This window comes from Paenibacillus sp. Y951, assembly GCF_056786395.1.
On sequence record NZ_JBXCIY010000005.1, the window covers coordinates 125687 to 142959 of the forward strand.

Below are 17273 nucleotides of genomic sequence, written 5' to 3' on the forward strand. Positions count from 1 at the left end.
AAATTACATCATTCAGAATTTATTACCAATTATATATTTTATGAATTTAATTGATAATTTCAGAATGTATAGTAGCACGATTTGTCGTTTATATTCCTGACAACCACCCCCTAATAAAAAATGCCCTAGCAACTTCACAGTCACTAGGGCATTTTTTATTAGGGCTTCATATTTATTTATTTATTAGTGCTTTATATGTTCTTTACGACCAGGTATTTCTCCTGTTTCTTCGAACACACGTACAATTTCATCGATTTCCTTCTTCAGTTCTGATAGCAATTCCGCCTCAGGCACTTTACGAATCATCTCTCCATAACGGAACAGCATGCCTTCACCACGCGCACCTGCAATGCCGATATCAGCCTCACGAGCCTCACCAGGACCGTTAACCGCACAGCCTAGTACAGACACTTTGATAGGTACCTTTATCTTAGAAATATACTCTTCTACCTCGTTGGCAACTGAGAACAGATCAATATCAAGACGACCGCATGTCGGACAAGATACAAGCGTTGCTGCATTCGTAATTAAGCCAAATGTTTTCAGTAGCTCACGAGCAACTTTAACTTCTTCGACAGGGTCAGCAGATAAGCTAATACGCAATGTATTACCAATACCTAGCGCTAACAATGCACCAATACCCGCAGAGCTTTTGATCGTTCCAGCATTCAATGTACCCGCTTCGGTAATACCAAGATGAAGTGGATATTTGATAACTTCCGCAGCCATAGAGTACGCTTTGATCGCCATCGGAACATCTGAAGCTTTCAAAGACACGATAATATCATGGAAGTCTAATTCTTCTAGAATACCAATATGATACATCGCACTTTCTACCATTGCTTCTGGAGTAGGATAGCCATACTTTTCTAGCAAATGATTTTCAAGTGATCCCGCATTAACACCGATTCGAATAGGGATCCCCTTTTCTTTACAAGCTGCAACAACTGCTTCTACCTTTTCGCGGCGACCAATATTACCTGGATTAATACGAACTTTATCAATCCCATTTTCAATGGCACGTAAAGCAAGACGATAATCAAAATGTATATCAGCAACTAGAGGAATATGAATCTGTTTCTTAATTTCCTTGATCGCATCTGCCGCTTCCATATTGTTAACGGTAACACGAACTAATTGACATCCAGCTTCCTCAAGACGTAATATTTCCGCAACGGTTGCTTCCACATTAGCCGTCTTTGTTGTACACATACTTTGAATAAGAACCTCATTACTTCCACCAATCGTTAGATTACCAACTTTGACAGGTACGGTGTTCTGACGTAAGTACATAGTTATCTCTCCCATAAATGGCAAAGTCCACCCCTTGCTCTGATAATGCACAGCATGAGGTGGTTACTTTGTCTGTTTTCAAGTAACGTTAAGCACTTTCTTCCTTCTTATTATCCTTCTTTTCAGGTTGGCTAAGTTCCGGAACAATTTTACTCGTTACAGTATCTTCAGTTATGACGCAAGTCGTTACATCTTCACGAGATGGAACTTCATACATCAAATCAAGCATGATCCCTTCAATGATCGCTCGAAGACCACGAGCACCTGTATTACGCTTAATTGCTTCTTTCGCAATCGCATCAAGTGCCTCTGCTTGGAACTCCAACTTCACATTGTCAAGCTCAAGCAATTTTTGATATTGCTTCACTAGTGCATTTTTCGGTTCGGAAAGAATACGCACCAATGCTGGCTCATCTAGCGGCTCTAGAGTTGAAATAACAGGGAGACGCCCAACAAACTCAGGAATCAAGCCGAATCTCAATAAATCCTCAGGCAACACCATAGACAAATACTCACCTGGTTTCAGATCCTTCTGAACTTCACCAGTAGAGTTAAAACCAATCACTTTTTTACCAATTCTACGTTTAATGATTGATTCAAGACCGTCAAATGCACCACCACAGATGAACAAGATATTCGTCGTATCAATTTGAATAAATTCTTGATGTGGATGTTTACGTCCACCTTGTGGAGGAACAGAAGCTACTGTACCTTCAAGAATTTTAAGCAACGCTTGCTGAACACCTTCACCAGATACATCACGTGTAATCGATGGGTTTTCAGATTTACGTGCTACTTTATCAATCTCATCGATGTAAATAATACCGCGCTCAGCTTTTTCCACATCATAATCAGCAGCTTGGATTAATTTCAGAAGAATGTTCTCAACATCCTCACCTACATAACCAGCTTCAGTTAGAGACGTAGCATCAGCGATAGCAAATGGTACATTCAAAATACGAGCCATCGTTTGCGCTAGTAATGTTTTACCAGAACCTGTAGGTCCTAATAGTAAAATATTACTCTTCTGCAACTCAACATCCTCAATTTTACTGCCTGTATTCACACGTTTGTAGTGATTATACACCGCTACGGATAATGATTTTTTGGCAAAATCTTGACCAATAACATATGAATCAAGTGTCGAACGAATTTCCATTGGTTTCGGAATATTCTTCAGATCCACTTCTTCTTCTTGTCCAAGCTCTTCCTCTACGATTTCAGAGCAAAGATCGATACATTCATCACATATATAAACGCTAGGGCCTGCAACTAGCTTGCGTACCTGCTCTTGCGATTTACCACAGAAAGAACATTTCAATTGAGCTTTCTCATCATTGAACTTAAACATGCATTCACCCCTTCATTCCAATATTAAACTATAGGTGAAGTAATCACCTTATCTATCAACCCATATTCCAAAGCTTCTTGAGCACTCATGAAGTTATCGCGATCTGTATCACGATCAATCTTCTCATATGTTTGACCAGTACGGTCTACATAGATTTGATTGAGCTTTTGCTTTGTTCTAAGTATCCAATCCGCATGAATCTTAATATCTGTAGCTTGACCACTAATACCACCAAGCGGCTGATGAATCATTACTTCCGCATTAGGAAGCGCAAAACGTTTGCCTTTTGCACCTGCTGTAAGTAGTAGAGAGCCCATACTTGCAGCCATACCCATACAGATTGTGCTCACCTCTGGCTTGATATATTGCATAGTGTCAAATATACCCATACCTGCTGTCACTGAACCACCAGGTGAATTGATATAGAGATGGATATCCTTTTCAGGATCATCCGCAGCTAGGAATAACAATTGAGCAATTACTGCATTCGCAACATCATCATCAATCGCACTACCAAGAAAAATAATACGATCTTTAAGCAAGCGAGAATAAATATCGTAAGATCTTTCCCCACGATTCGTCTGTTCTACAACGATTGGAACTAAGTTCATGCGATCAACCTTCTTTCATCTTATACTTAATGTGAACACTTTTATTGTATCACGTTGGAGAAGTGATGTCATTTTTCCAATCAATTCTGTCACTACTTTTAATCTTATTACTCATATGTATACGGTCATTCAAAAGCTATATGTATATTATGTAAGCAGAAACTTCATTAGCAAGTCCATCGTTCAAAAATAAGGCACGTATACTTACGTGCCTTATTTCTTATGTTATGTTCTGCTTTATATGTTGTACAAATTAAACAGCTACACTATTGCTAACTAGGAATTTAATTGCTTTACGAAGCAATAGATCCTCAGTCAAGTTTTCTATGTTGCCATTTTTCGTGAAGATTTCACGAATTTCTTCAGCTGGACGGTTGTAAGCTGTAGAAAGGCTAGCTAGTTCCTCGTTAATATCCTCTTCAGATACTTCAATAGATTCAGCTTTAGCAATTGCTTCTAATACAAGATTGTTAAGAACGCGTTTTTCTGCGTCACCCTTCATTTGGTCACGAAGCACTTGCTCGTTTTGACCAGAGAATTGGTAGTACAGATCTAGAGTCATACCTTGAGAGCTTAGACGGTTTTCGAAATCTTGTAGCATATAGTTTTGCTCAGTTTCTACCATTGCTGCAGGAATTTCTACAGTAGCTGCTTCAGCAACTTTAGCGATAACTTCTGCTTCTTGAGCTTGAGCTGCTTCTTTTACTTTGTTTTCTTGTAGCTTGCTTGCAAGATCTTTTTTGTACTCTTCTAGAGTATCAAATTCACTTACGTCTTTTGCAAACTCATCATCAAGAGCCGGAAGCGTTTTGCGTTTAAGCTCATGCAACTTAACTTTGAAAATTGCTGCTTTACCAGCTAGACTTTCTTCTTGGTAACCTTCTGGGAATGTTACTTCAACATCTTTGAAATCACCAAGTTGCATACCGACTACTTGTTCTTCGAATCCAGGAATGAATGAACCTGAACCTAGTTCAAGAGAATGACGTTCAGCTTTACCACCTTCAAATGCAACGCCATCTACATAACCATCAAAATCGATTACAGTAACGTCACCATTCTCAGCAGCACCTTCTTCAACAACATTAAGCTCAGCATGACGTTGTTGTAGACGCTCTAATTCAGCAGCGATTTCTTCTTCTGTAACTTCAGCAGTAACTTTAGCAACTTCTACGCCATTGTAAGCACCTAGAGTTACTTCTGGTTTAACTGTAACTTTTGCAGTAAAGATGAATACTTGTCCTTTTGCAAATTGCGTTACATCGATTTCTGGACGATCAACTGGTTGAATGCCAGTTTCTTCAATAGCTGCAGAATATGCGCCCGGAAGAATGATATCAATTGCATCCTGATACAAGCTTTCAATTCCGAATTTTGATTCGAAGATTGAACGAGGTACTTTACCTTTACGGAATCCAGGTACATTTACTTGTGCTGCAACTTTCTTGAAAGCTTGATCTAATGATTCTGATACTTTCTCAGCATCCACTTCTACGTTGATTGATACTGTATTTGATTCTATTTTTTCCCAAGTTGCTTTCATTTTATGCTTTCCCCTCCAAAATGCTCATGCATTGTATGTTTTCACGTCTAATAAACCACTCTATTATATACAAGTTAATCATTATTTTCAAGGTAATAATTAATCGATATCTTGCAAGTATAGAGCTACCTCACGAATTACTCGACTAGCTTGCTCATATCGGAAGCGATATTCATTCGTAATTCCATATGTTTCACGGATATCGTCATCCACGGCATACCCATAAACAATGAGTTGCATCGTATGATGTAATCCAGCAGCAAAGCAATCTTCAATGTACTCTTCTTCATTCAACATCCATCCATAACTACGCGTACCATATATGCATTGTAAACATTCTAACCATAGCTCAGTAACTAATATTGGCATTGTTACATCCACTTGTTCGAGTGCTAACATCGCTTTGTCTAATATAGCATTGACAGAATTCGGAAATTCATTCATTGATAATGGAGTTTCTTCAATGAGAAGATGTACTGTTTCATCCATGCGATTCAGTTGTACGGTACCAGAGCAACCTCTTTTTTTCAAGCATTGTAATGCTTTAAATTGTACCGCAGAGGTTAGTGTAGCCTCTTGGAGCCAATTAATCAACTGTTCATTTAATTCAGGAGCGTCCAAATACGTTGCACGCTCCAGTGTGAGCATCTGCTGATCCATCGGTATTGACGACTTTAGAGTTTCCATAAGTTTAGCAGCAGCTTCTGTAGAATTAGTAGAACCATAATCACTTAACGCAGCTCTTCTAAATTGTTCCTCTAAGTCTTCATGCTCAAGTCCATCTGCCTCATCGACAGACGGAAATGATTCTTCTAGCCAATTAAGAAGATTTCCCCACTCGATAGCATGCTGACGTTCATCACCTTGACAGCTCAATAAAAACTTCAATAAATCTTTGGCTTCTTCAAACTGCTCACCTTCCAGCAGCTTAGTCAATTGAATTTGATGTTGGTCAAGCATCGCTGGAAATAAAAATATATTTTCAGAAAAGTTCTGTTCTTTATTACTATTATCGGAAATATTAACACCACCTAATGATTAGCTGAGAAACGACTTTTATTTTTCTTCCGTCAAATTATACCATGAACACTGACCTGGCAACTGTGTTTTCTTTAGTAATAAGCAGGATTTTATCACTTTTTGGAGAATGATTGTAGTATGTAGTCGAAAAAAATGCATAAGATAGGGGAACGCATTGTGATCACTGAACATACACCTGAACGTTTACTGCATATTATTTTCAGCTATGTGGCGAAAATCCCAGTATCTCACAATCTACAAGATCTGCTTATGCTAATGGCTAATATGGGAAAAGAAATGATTCTTGCTGACCGCTGCTCCGTTTGGCTCATTGATCATGACAACAATGAGCTTTATACAACCGTAGCTCACGGCGTCAATGAAATTAGGATTATGGCTGGGTCAGGTATTGTCGGCTCGGCAGTCGCACAAGGCATTCCTATCGTTATTGAAGATGCTTATCTTGATCCGCGTCACAACATAGAAAATGATTTGCGTACTGGCTATCGCACAACATCAATGATTACAGTTCCCTTTCGCAACAGTGACAATATCATTATCGGCGCCTATCAAGCGATTAATAAAATGACGGAAGCCGCTGTTTTTTCCGATCAAGACTTAGAGTATTTGACGCTTGCAGCTTCTTATGCCGGTAAGTCGTTAGAAACGTTTCTATTACATCAGGAAATTGTCGATACACAACGCTCGCTAATTTCCGTCATGGGAGAAATTAGCGAGCTGCGTTCACGCGAAACCGCTAATCACGTTAAGCGTGTTGCCGCATATTCCTATATTTTAGCGCTTGGCTGCGGACTGAGTCAAGCTGAGGCAGAGTTGCTTCGTGACGTATCGCCTATGCACGATATTGGCAAAATCGCTATTCCAGATAATATCTTGAACAAGCCTGATCAGCTCACAGTAGATGAATATACGATTATGAAAACCCACACTTTAATCGGTCAGCAGCTACTCGGATCATCACAGCGCAAGCTGCTTCATACCGCCGCTATTATCTCAGAGCAGCATCATGAAAAATGGAATGGGACAGGTTATCCTCACGGCCTAACAGGAGAAGAAATTCACATCTTCGGAAGAATTACAGCAGTCGCTGATGTGTTTGATGCATTAAGTACTGCACGAGTGTACAAGCCTGCTTGGGATATCGATAGAATAATAGCATTATTCCGTGAAGAACGCGGTAAGCATTTCGATCCAGCGATCGTTGATATATTTTTCGACAAGCTGCCCGAGTTACTTAACATTAAAGAGAGCTTAGCTGATTGATGCATTGCTAATAATGCATGGCTTGCACTGCGCCTTACTAAAGAAATAATATTGGAGCACACAAATACGCCTAAACCGTTGCTACTGCTAAGGTTTAGGCGTTTCTTCTATCAAATTTACACCCACTTAATAATCAATTATCTATTTTTCAATTTCTCTATATCTGTTTTTACTTTCAACTGCTCACGATTCAGAATATCGATGCCGAATTCATGAGTATTAAGAGTAGATGTTGTTTTCTTATCGGATTCCTTGACTAATTCTAGCGTTTCAAGTATTGCACGACGAATCAATGGAATATCGGAAGTATCAGCTTTGACATGACTAACTTCCACTTTGATATGACTAACTTCGGTTTTGATCTGACTAACTTCAGTTTTGATCTGACTAACTTCGGTTTTGATCTGACTAACTTCACTACGAATTTCTTTTTGTTCAGTCTCAACTCGTTCTAGTCGATTGTTTATTTGTTGCAACGTATCTAACATTTCGCTCAATAATTGTTCACTCATTGTTCATTCCCCCTCAATTAATGATCTCGATATTTCTTTCGCATAAATTTCGTCTATATCATGTAGTTTGTAGTAAGTATCTGATTGAGATTTGCTAGGTGATAGATTATCGGTGCATCCGAATAATTAATCAGTATTTTATGCAATAAGTTCAAATATATTGTACTACATTATTCAATCAAACTAAACTAAGTTCAAGAAACTCAAACAAATATCGGTTAGAAGGTGATAAAAATTGAAAGCATAGCATATTCTCGCCAAGATGGCATTATAACAAAAAACGCCTAAACCGTTGCTACTGCTAAGGTTTAGGCGTTTCTTCTATATGGTAATCGTTAAATGGAATAGTAATGGCGTCCCAGGAGGGATTCGAACCCCCGACAACTCGCTTAGAAGGCGAGTGCTCTATCCGACTGAGCTACTGAGACGCGGCACAAGAAATAATATATCACAACGCCGCGCACGACGCAAGACTTTTTTTATTTCTCTCTTAAACTCGCTACCAAGCGGTCAGCGAGCTCATCTATATTGTTTCAAACTAATTGGCATTATTTATCTCCATAATGTCCATGAAGGGTACTTTCGTTAGCTTGCCGTCTCCTTCAATGTGAACAAGTCTTGTTCGTGAATCTAATTTGACTACTTTCCCTGTAACAGATTCATCCCAATTCCAAACCTCTAGCTGCAGCTCTACTTCTTCTTGATAGGCTTCGACTAGGCGCTCGCCCATATCTTCCAAAATCATTTCATCCCTAGTAGGTCGTTTCGTCCCCTTATACTTTGCCATACTATCCCCTCCATATTACTCTTTCCCCGTTCTCAGTTTGATTCCAAGCTCCTCTGTATATTTGGTCATCCTAATGCTTATCGCAGAACGCATTGCTTCTCTCACAATGCCAAACCTTTCTTCATATCCTCTACAATAATATCGAAAATAAAGGATACCATCATTCGTCTCTTCACTAACTACTTCTATGTTTTGATTTTTCAATTCTCTCTTTAGCACATAGTAATCGTCGGAAACGCGGAACATGATGGTCTCTAAGCATCTCATAACCACTCCCTTTAAAGCAATATGTGAGAGTGCCATATCGTCCATACACTTTTTTATCATCGTAATCATATGTGGCAGTATAATATAGTCTCGAATCTTCGTCAGCTCTTCTGGCGTAGGTCTGCCCGTTAATTTATTATTGTCCCGTTGATCATACTGTTCCTTGTGCTCGGTTAGAAGCATTTTCGATTTCCACCGCTCATTACCATCCAATTTACTCATTTAAAATGCCCTCCGATCTGTCCTGCTCTTTCACGAGCCACCCCTACGTCTAATAAAGACGATGCACGCATAATCGCAGTTTCTCCGAAACGATCTTTGATATGATCTGCAGCCTTCTCCAGCTCATATACTTTAGCACGATCATTGAATAGGTCGAGTTGCTGCGCATCGTCTCCCGTTAACTGCGTAAGCGATATCGCAATATGGCTCACTGCCAAGCCTCTCCAATGATCATTAAATAATCGCGATACAACTGTGATAAGCTCATGCGTAATGGATGTGAAATGACGTAACGTCATTTGACGATTAAATGTATATCTCCGGTTACCATCTGTCTCGCCTACAGCAAGGGTTACGACTCTTCCTTGGTATCCAAGTCTCCGCGCTCGACTACATACTTCAATACAGAGTTCGAGTAATACAACCTCGATATCCTCCTTTTGGTCGTACAATGAAGCTTTGAGCGTCTTGCCATGACCAATTGACTTAGGTTTTCCATATATTGATGAAACGACTGGACTAGGATCTATCCCTCTAGCCGTTTGCCAGTAATATTCAGCTTGAATGTCGCTTTGCTTGCCCATAATTTTAGACATCATCCGCTTGAATTCAGGTAATTCCATTGTTGCAATGTCACCAATTGTATGAATCCCACGCCCTACAAATCGCTTAGTCATACGTGAGGCTACCATAAACATTTTATCGATTGGCAAAGACCATAGCTGCTGCTCAATATTGCTTTGATCCAAACGAAATATCCCTTCGCTCATCTGTTTAGCAAAATTATCTGTTGCCATCTTAGCTAAAATTTTCGTAGGACCAATTCCTACCCTAGACCATACTCCGGTTGATAACATAACTTTATGCTGTATTTGTCGCGCAATCTCTTCGGCAGACCCATACATCCCCATAGACCCGGTAACATCTAAAAATTGCTCATCAATAGAATACGGTTCCACTAGATCAGTGAAAGTCTCAAATATTCTCGTAATTAACAATGAAATTGTAATATAACGTTGCATACGTGGTTTCATGATTACAAGCTCAGGACATAAAGCTAGCGCCTCACTCGCCCTCATAGTCGTCGATACACCACATGCTTTAGCAATCGGACATGCCGCTAATATTATGCCTGATCGGCGTTCTGGATTGCCTACAGCAATTGGCTTCGTCAAGTATTCCGGGTGGGCAGATTTTTCAATGCTCGCATAAAATGATTGGCCATCTACAAGGAGTATAGAGCGCTCATGAGTTGACATCCCTAACACCATCCTCCATTTACGAACACTTGTTCTTATTTTATTATACACCAAACAAACGTTATATATGCAACTTTTAAAAAATTCCAATTTCGTTATCTTTACTGCGAATCATTAATAATGACAGACATAGGACGAAATCCCTTTACATATAGTCTTAAATGATTGAACTTACAAAGGAGATGTTGTCATTGGCCGATCAGTTTGTCGTTCGTTCCTTGGAAGAAATAAGGTTTTGGTCACGGATCATGAAGGAACATTCGCTCTTTCTTAGATTAGGTTTCAGATGTGACGATACTCAATTGATTAATGAAGCGAACCAATTTTACTCCACGTTTGAGGCTATCGAAAATAAAGCTAATGCTCTTACGTTCGGAACAGATCCTAATGTAATTAGAAAATTCAATGAAGATGTCCATACTGCCGTTTCTTATATTTGGGCCTTCAAAAGAAAAGTACTTGGTCTAATCGTTACATGTCAGTTACCTGGTGCCAATAACTTCCCGCTACTCGTTGATCATGTTAGTAGGGAAGCTAATTATTTCCGAAACCGCTTATCAGAATTAAATGCAGGACGATTAGAGCCTTTACCTGATGCGATCATCGATGAAAATGTGTTCTTCCTCAAAATCATGGCCGATCATGCCAAATTCATTAGTCACTTACTCGATCCTTCTGAGCGTCAGCTCGTAGAACAAGCTAATAACTTCAGTCAGGAATTTGACCAATTACTATTTCAAGCACAGGATTTAAGCTCGATGCGTCCGCAAGCGCAAACAGTGCCGCTGCTTGATCAATTCCTTGATCAAAATAGAGTGTCCGTTACATCGCTTCGTGACTTCAAAAAGACTGCTAAAGACTTAATTGAAGCCTGCCGCATTAAAAGCATTATTCATCCACTACTAGCAGATCATGTGTTTCGCGAAGCAGAACATTTCCTCGTTATTATTGATACGTTTGAAACTAGCTTGAACAGTAATCTTGCTTAGTTTTCGCATTTTTGATTGGATATAAATAAAACCCAAGAATGCTGTTAAACCAACATTCTCGGGTTTTAAGTTTGGTTGGATTTTTATTTGGATTGGACATTCTGGACAACCCCAACATTGCTCCGTGCCTCTACCATGCGCATGACACCATCCGTAATTTGCTGCTCATCCAGATGAGCAAAACCTAGACAAAACGCTTGTTCACTATCCCCTAGATAAGACCCTCTTACATCTGCTACCTGCACATTCAATTGTTCACAACGTCTTAGAAACGGCTCAAACTCCACTTCCATCCCTTTCCATCTTGTGTAAATATGTAAGCCTGCATCGATTGGATAAAGCTCTAAAACATCTTGCATCTGCTCCATTAGAAGTTTTAATAATAGCTCCGCTTTTTTACGATATATCCGCTTCATCCGTCTAATATGTCGATCATATAACCCCGTATTCATAAAGTCCGCAAGTGCACGTTGTTCAATAATGGAACTAGGATGTCTTTCGTACACCTTCTTAGCAATCGTGAACCAATTTTTCAATGCATCTGGTAATACAGCATAGCCAAGTCTAATATTTTGCATCATAGTTTTTGAAAATGTACCGATATAGATGACTCTTCCATTCCGATCTAAAGACTTTAACGGTTCATTCGCTCTTCCATAATGGCGAAATTCACTGTCATAATCGTCCTCAATAATGTATGCATTATTTTCCTCAGCCCACTGCAAAAGCTGTTGTCTTCTTTCCATACTAAGAACAACACCTTTCGGAAATTGACGGCTGGGTGTAACAATTAATAGTTTGTATGAGCAAGCTTTACTAGTAGCAAATACAATCCCTTCATCATCTACAGGAAAAGCATGAACCTTCCCTCCAACAGAGTGCACAGCATTGCGTAACCCAACGTAATGAGGGTTTTCCATTGCTACAGCATCACCTTCATTAATTAACAATTGGATGATTAAAGCGATCGCTTGCTGAGAACCATTAACAATAACAACATTGTCAGCATTAACTTTTATCCCTCTAAATGTATGTAAATGCTGCGCGATACTTTCTCGCAGCGGCGCATGTCCCTCTGAAGAATAGGCATCGACACTCTCCTTCTTATATTGTTCTCGCACTTGCTCAAACATTAGTCGATTCCATTCATGAACTGGAAAATGTCTTACGTCTACTTGTCCTAAAGTGAAGGATATAGGATTAGCACTTCCACGTTGAACTTGCGAAACTTCTCCTCGATGAAGTTCAATTTCTACTAAACGTTTGCCCCAATCTGACAATTCAGCATCATTTACAGGCAACTTAAGTGAACTATCGTTAACATCAAGTTGATGATAGATAACGAATGTCCCGCTTCCCATTACACTTCGAACAAACCCTTGCGAATGCAATCGCTCATAAACTACATTAACGGTGCCACGAGATAATCCGTATGTCGAAGCCAATTGTCTACTCGAAGGAAGCTTCGTCCCCGCTGAAATAGTGCCTCTCAATATCCCTGCTTTCAACGCATGAAATAAAGCATCACTTTTGTGACCATACTGCTCAAAATATTTATAATAAGGCAAATACAGCTCCAACTTGCTCACTCCTCTAAAGTGGTACAGTAAAAAGATTATAAATTGGACCTTTTTAATTGTCTCTTCTAGTTATACAATAAATCTCATTACTAATGTAGAGGTGATTGTTCGTGAGAAGAAAAGAGTTTGCTATGGGTGATGAAAATATCGAGGACGTCATTGCTTTTCTTGAAGAAATGACTTTTGGTTTCCTGGGGACGATCGGAGAAGACGGCTATCCCAACATTACACCGCTTAACTATGTATATTACAACGGAGATATTTATTTTCATGGAAGTAAAATCGGTGAAAAAATGTCTACTCTTGCAGCCAATTCAAAGGTCAGCTTCTCTGTGGCCAAAGAATACGCGATCATCCCCTCTTATATGAATGATCCAAAATATGCTTGTCCTGCAACCGCATTTTTCAAATCCGTACTATTTAGAGGTCAAGCTGAAGTTGTTCATGATCTTCAAGTGAAATGTGATGTATTTACTGCATTTATGGAAAAGCTACAGCCAGAAGGCGGCTACGATGCGATTGTTCCTTCCGATCAAGGATATGCAAAACAGGTCGCGGCTGCTGCCATCGTTAAAATCCATGTGGAAGAGATGACAAGCAAATTCAAATTCGGACAAAACTGGTCAGAGAAAAAAAACAAAAAAGTAAGTGAGCAATTAGTTGATAGAGATCAAAATCTCGATCAAGAAACGGTAAGACTTATGAATCTTTACTGTCCTCATATGAAAGATCAAACTAGCAATTAATAATATGATAATGGATAGATTCGTACTGTAGCAACGATGAGAAGGTAAGGGATTACATTAAAAATATATTTAAGGAGAATTAAATATGAACCTTCCAACATTCAGTGAGAGAGATTTTTATAATAGATTTGTTAGATTGCGAAAATCTAACTCAACAACCCTAAAGGAAATTTTTTTTCAAGCATTTTGCAATGTTAAGTCTCATAGATATGAAAGATACTTAGCAAACAAAAATTGGCCAGTCTGGTCAGCAATGCCCTATGAGTGGGATATTGTCACAAAAGACGACTTATTACATTCCCCTCCCTTCACGGGTAATGTTTATGTAGGGTGGGATTATGAAGATCCTTACGTAGGTATGTATGGACTTGGAAGTTACTATTTGTTTCAATTACCTTTCACAAAATTTATGAATCATTATGAATCTTTTCCGGAGAATACTTATGTATTTGACGATAAATTAGAACTCGCATTAGTGTCGACCAGTTTGGAATTTAGTAACTATATACCAAAAATGCGACTTTACACTAGAACTAATGATGAGAGATTGTATATATAGAAGAAACGCCTAAACCTTAGTAAATACAAGGGTTTAGGCGTTTTTTCTACTACTGTATGAAAATACGATTAGTTTCGACAATGCCAATCTTTCCTAGATCTGTTATATTCCTGCTTCAACGAAAACTTTGTCAAAGCCCCGCTTAGAGCGAAGTACAAGTTCTTCTACAGACTCCGTTGGAGCTTCTGCCGTCAATACTTCCTGAGAAATCGCCCCTTGATAGCCAATAGCTTGAAGCCCCTTCAGAAAGCCTACCAAATCAATAACGCCTTCACCCGGATATAGTCGCCCGTTATCAAGTGCCTCCGATACTGGTACATTGTGCGCATCATTAATGTGAACATGTACAATCTGTTCAGACCTTAGCGACTTAATATCCGCCACCGTCATTTCATTGGTGTACCAGTGATAAGAATCAAACAAGAGGCCGACATTTCTTTCATCTATCGCTTCGATTAAAGCCAGTGTCTCCTCCATTGTCCAAATGAAAGGATTAGCCCAGGTTGTACGTAGATGGTGTGGACCGACGAATTCTAGCCCTAATCTAATACCATATGCACCAAGTATTTGTGCACATGTACGTAAGCGGCGGATAGCAGTCGTCATAAATGCCGCAGCCTTTATGTCCGTCGAAGGAAGAATATAGGTGCAGCAGCTATAGCAGCCTAGTGTAGACGCTGCTTCTGCTGCTTTTGCTAGCTTAAGTATCCCCTGTACAAATAGCTCCTCTGTTGATCTCCACTCTACAGGCAAACCAATTGAACCGATGCCAACACCATTCTGAGTCAATAGCTCCCTTGACTTGTCTACTCCATATTGCTGAATCAATGACTCCGCCTCGATATCTACAACATCAAAGCCATATGTTCCTGCTAAGTGGATCAACTGCTCAGTACTTTCCAACGCTCCTAGCCCTGCACTTGATAAGCCTCTAAGCATAATATGAAGTCTCCTTTTTTAGTCAAGTTCCCAATTCAATTTCACTTCATTACCTGTACGAGACGATTCATAGATCGCATCTAGTACAAGATTATTCGTAAATCCACTCCATACTGATGTAATTGGTTGCTTACCTTCACGAATACAGGCTAAGAAGTGGCGGCTCATACGAGCACGTTCGCCTTCATCATTGTCAGGCTTAATCAGATCTGTCTCGATTGGAGTATCGAATTTCTCAGTTAAAAACTTGCCTTTAGCACCTTGATAGCTAGCTCCACCCTCAGAGCCCATCAGATGGATAAATGGACTATTATCCGTGTCCATATGTACCGCCCAGCTCACTTCAAGTGATAGCGTGCTGCCATCCTCCATCTTAATCAACGCTGTTGCCAAATCCTCTACATCATAGGTTCCATTCCAATTGGGGGTACCCCATGTTCCAATCCCCTTACGCACTGGACCAAACTCCGCATAGGTTGCGCCATATACTGAAACCGGCTTCGGATTACCCATTAGATATAGTGCCAAATCAAGCATATGAACACCAATATCGATAAGTGGTCCGCCACCTGACTGATTCATTTGCGTGAACCAAGTCCCCCAGCCTGGAATACCTTTTCGACGGAACCAGCCAGTTTTTGCTGTATAAATTCTTCCTAGCTCACCGCGATCTATTTGCTGTTTAATTTGCATAGGTATCGATTCCCAGCGCATTTGATGACTAACCATAACAATACGGTCGGACTTCTGACTTGCTTTTACAATTTGTCGAGCGGATTCAGCATTAATAGCCATTGGTTTTTCGATAAGAACATGCTTACCCGCTTCAAGCGCAAGTAGCACTAAATCCGCATGATATTGATTCGGCACACCAATAACTACAGCATCAATATCATCACGCTGGATTAAAGCTTCGGCACTTTCAGCTACATATGGTATGCCATATTGCTTAGCCTTATCATTGGCAGCCGCTAGATAGACATCGGTAATCGCTATAACTTCACATTCATGAACTAGCTCTGTAAATTCTTTGGCATGAACACCGCCAATATTTCCCCCACCAATAATACCTATTCTAATTTTATTTTGTTCAGACAAGATAATACCTCCTCAAATTTTTCATTAGCTACTTGATTTACTTTCCTGGAAATGAAAAGTACATCGGAAGCATAACGTAAGGTTTCATGTAGTAAGCGCTTTATCATTATAAAATATGCATTGATTCCTTCTATCATCTTAGAATATACTTCAATAGAAAGATTGCTGTTTTTTCGAAATAAGTCTCATATCTTCGGAGGATTGAATCATATCATGACTTACTTTCCCGATTACCTGAAAACGTATCCCAATATGAATACTGCTTCTCCACTACATATTAGTATAAATAAGCTGGAACATGGTTTTCGACCACATCGCCATGACTTTTTGGAATTTTCTTATGTATTTGCAGGGAGCGGCTTAGAATCCATCAACGATACTACACATCGTATGGCTTCAGGTACGTTTACTTTCTTACTCCCTTATCAAGTACATGAAATCATTACAGATAAAGGAAGCAAGCTTCAACTATACAATTGCTCCTTCAGTATGGATTTACTTATGGAGACTAGACAAGAGCAAACATTGCTCGATGTACTAGATCACAGCATACTCCCACCTTTTATTCAATTAGAGGGTGACGACCTTGCACATATGCAGCAGCTTATCGAGGACATGTATCGCGAATACCATAGTGAGGAGCCTTGGCGTGAATTGATGCTGCAAATGAGATTGAAGGAGATTTTAATATACTTTGATCGCTATCGACGCAAGCATGCTAATCAACCGATCATTACCAATTACGGTAACAAGGGAAGAGCAGCAGTCTGGCCAATCATTCACTATATCCATCGGCACTATCAGGACAATTTGACACTGGCAGAGCTAGCTAGTACTTTTGCACTTAGCATGTCGCGGATTAGTGAAGTAATTAAGCATACAACCGGTCAAACCTTTGTTCATTTCCTGCATGACTTAAGATTACGTCATGCCTGTAGTCTACTAATCTCAACAGACTTAAGTGTATCTGAGATTGCGCTTGAAGTAGGCTATGGCTCCTACACTACCTTCTCACGAATTTTCAAACAATCCAAAGGCATTGTACCCAAAGATTATCGCAAGCTGAAACAGCTTAGCTAATATATGCGTTATAGCATCTACAAAAGCATAAAAAATTGATAAGTGCTTATCGCCTCATCATAAATTAGCTAGCATAGCCAAAACATTTAAGTTACAAAACAAAAAAGCAGCGATCGTTTGCATAAACGATGCT

Annotated in this window: 17 protein-coding genes and 1 tRNA gene; 5 read left to right on the plus strand and 13 right to left on the minus strand. The window is 39.6% G+C overall.

Annotation, left to right across the window (positions count from 1 at the left end):
- Positions 1–183: 183 nt before the first annotated feature.
- The 5 genes from ispG to AC1TPB_RS09090 all read right to left on the minus strand — a co-directional run bounded on the left by ispG (position 184) and on the right by AC1TPB_RS09090 (position 5758).
- On the minus strand, positions 184–1293 hold the full coding sequence (gene ispG, locus AC1TPB_RS09070) for a flavodoxin-dependent (E)-4-hydroxy-3-methylbut-2-enyl-diphosphate synthase (protein WP_482076180.1): 1110 nt from the start codon (positions 1291–1293) through the stop codon (positions 184–186).
- An 88-nt stretch (positions 1294–1381) separates the two neighbouring features.
- Positions 1382–2644 carry an ATP-dependent protease ATP-binding subunit ClpX gene (gene clpX, locus AC1TPB_RS09075; protein ID WP_482061517.1) on the minus strand — a complete coding sequence of 421 codons (1263 nt, stop codon included), beginning with the start codon at positions 2642–2644 and terminating at the stop codon, positions 1382–1384.
- Positions 2645–2667: 23 nt separating this feature from the next.
- Positions 2668–3255, minus strand: coding sequence for an ATP-dependent Clp endopeptidase proteolytic subunit ClpP (gene clpP / locus AC1TPB_RS09080; protein ID WP_482076181.1), 588 nt, complete (start codon positions 3253–3255; stop codon positions 2668–2670).
- 253 nt (positions 3256–3508) lie between these two features.
- The gene (tig, locus tag AC1TPB_RS09085; RefSeq protein ID WP_482076182.1) at positions 3509–4798 is read right to left on the minus strand and encodes a trigger factor; all 1290 of its coding nucleotides are present in this window, start codon (positions 4796–4798) and stop codon (positions 3509–3511) included.
- Between the two features lie 99 nt (positions 4799–4897).
- On the minus strand, positions 4898–5758 hold the full coding sequence (locus tag AC1TPB_RS09090; protein WP_482076183.1) for a hypothetical protein: 861 nt from the start codon (positions 5756–5758) through the stop codon (positions 4898–4900).
- 237 nt (positions 5759–5995) lie between these two features.
- On the opposite strand from AC1TPB_RS09090, the gene AC1TPB_RS09095 reads away from it, so the two are divergent.
- Complete coding sequence (locus AC1TPB_RS09095; protein WP_482076184.1) at positions 5996–7102, plus strand: HD domain-containing phosphohydrolase; 1107 nt, start codon at positions 5996–5998, stop codon at positions 7100–7102.
- A gap of 137 nt (positions 7103–7239) precedes the next feature.
- On the opposite strand, the gene AC1TPB_RS09100 is transcribed toward AC1TPB_RS09095, so the two are convergent.
- The 5 genes from AC1TPB_RS09100 to AC1TPB_RS09120 form a co-directional block, all read right to left on the minus strand.
- Positions 7240–7614: a hypothetical protein gene (locus AC1TPB_RS09100; protein ID WP_482076185.1), complete on the minus strand. Its 375-nt coding sequence runs from the start codon at positions 7612–7614 to the stop codon at positions 7240–7242.
- Positions 7615–7965: 351 nt separating this feature from the next.
- A tRNA-Arg gene (locus AC1TPB_RS09105) sits at positions 7966–8042 on the minus strand.
- Positions 8043–8152: 110 nt separating this feature from the next.
- On the minus strand, positions 8153–8401 hold the full coding sequence (locus tag AC1TPB_RS09110) for a YolD-like family protein (protein ID WP_482076186.1): 249 nt from the start codon (positions 8399–8401) through the stop codon (positions 8153–8155).
- A 15-nt stretch (positions 8402–8416) separates the two neighbouring features.
- The gene (locus AC1TPB_RS09115; protein ID WP_482076187.1) at positions 8417–8890 is read right to left on the minus strand and encodes a YhjD family protein; all 474 of its coding nucleotides are present in this window, start codon (positions 8888–8890) and stop codon (positions 8417–8419) included.
- Positions 8887–10149 (minus strand): DNA polymerase IV, encoded by a 1263-nt coding sequence (locus tag AC1TPB_RS09120; RefSeq protein WP_482076188.1) that lies wholly within the window; start codon positions 10147–10149, stop codon positions 8887–8889. The genes AC1TPB_RS09115 and AC1TPB_RS09120 overlap by 4 nt, the downstream gene beginning before the upstream one ends.
- A 191-nt stretch (positions 10150–10340) precedes the next feature.
- Between AC1TPB_RS09120 and AC1TPB_RS09125 the strand changes: the two genes are divergently transcribed.
- On the plus strand, positions 10341–11138 hold the full coding sequence (locus AC1TPB_RS09125) for a DUF2935 domain-containing protein (RefSeq protein ID WP_482076189.1): 798 nt from the start codon (positions 10341–10343) through the stop codon (positions 11136–11138).
- Positions 11139–11221: 83 nt separating this feature from the next.
- Here AC1TPB_RS09125 and pdxR read toward each other — a convergent pair whose 3' ends face one another.
- Positions 11222–12718: a MocR-like pyridoxine biosynthesis transcription factor PdxR gene (gene pdxR / locus AC1TPB_RS09130; protein ID WP_482076190.1), complete on the minus strand. Its 1497-nt coding sequence runs from the start codon at positions 12716–12718 to the stop codon at positions 11222–11224.
- 110 nt (positions 12719–12828) lie between these two features.
- Between pdxR and AC1TPB_RS09135 the strand changes: the two genes are divergently transcribed.
- Entirely contained in the window at positions 12829–13464 is a 636-nt protein-coding gene (locus AC1TPB_RS09135) for a pyridoxamine 5'-phosphate oxidase family protein (RefSeq protein ID WP_482076191.1), read from the plus strand.
- Positions 13465–13549: 85 nt separating this feature from the next.
- Complete coding sequence (locus AC1TPB_RS09140; RefSeq protein WP_482061528.1) at positions 13550–14023, plus strand: hypothetical protein; 474 nt, start codon at positions 13550–13552, stop codon at positions 14021–14023.
- Positions 14024–14125: 102 nt separating this feature from the next.
- On the opposite strand, the gene AC1TPB_RS09145 is transcribed toward AC1TPB_RS09140, so the two are convergent.
- Positions 14126–14962 carry a sugar phosphate isomerase/epimerase family protein gene (locus tag AC1TPB_RS09145; protein WP_482076192.1) on the minus strand — a complete coding sequence of 279 codons (837 nt, stop codon included), beginning with the start codon at positions 14960–14962 and terminating at the stop codon, positions 14126–14128.
- A gap of 18 nt (positions 14963–14980) precedes the next feature.
- Positions 14981–16060 carry a Gfo/Idh/MocA family protein gene (locus tag AC1TPB_RS09150; protein ID WP_482076193.1) on the minus strand — a complete coding sequence of 360 codons (1080 nt, stop codon included), beginning with the start codon at positions 16058–16060 and terminating at the stop codon, positions 14981–14983.
- 252 nt (positions 16061–16312) lie between these two features.
- Here AC1TPB_RS09150 and AC1TPB_RS09155 point away from each other — a divergent pair, with 252 nt between their 5' ends.
- The gene (locus AC1TPB_RS09155; RefSeq protein ID WP_482076194.1) at positions 16313–17140 is read left to right on the plus strand and encodes an AraC family transcriptional regulator; all 828 of its coding nucleotides are present in this window, start codon (positions 16313–16315) and stop codon (positions 17138–17140) included.
- Positions 17141–17273: the final 133 nt, after the last annotated feature.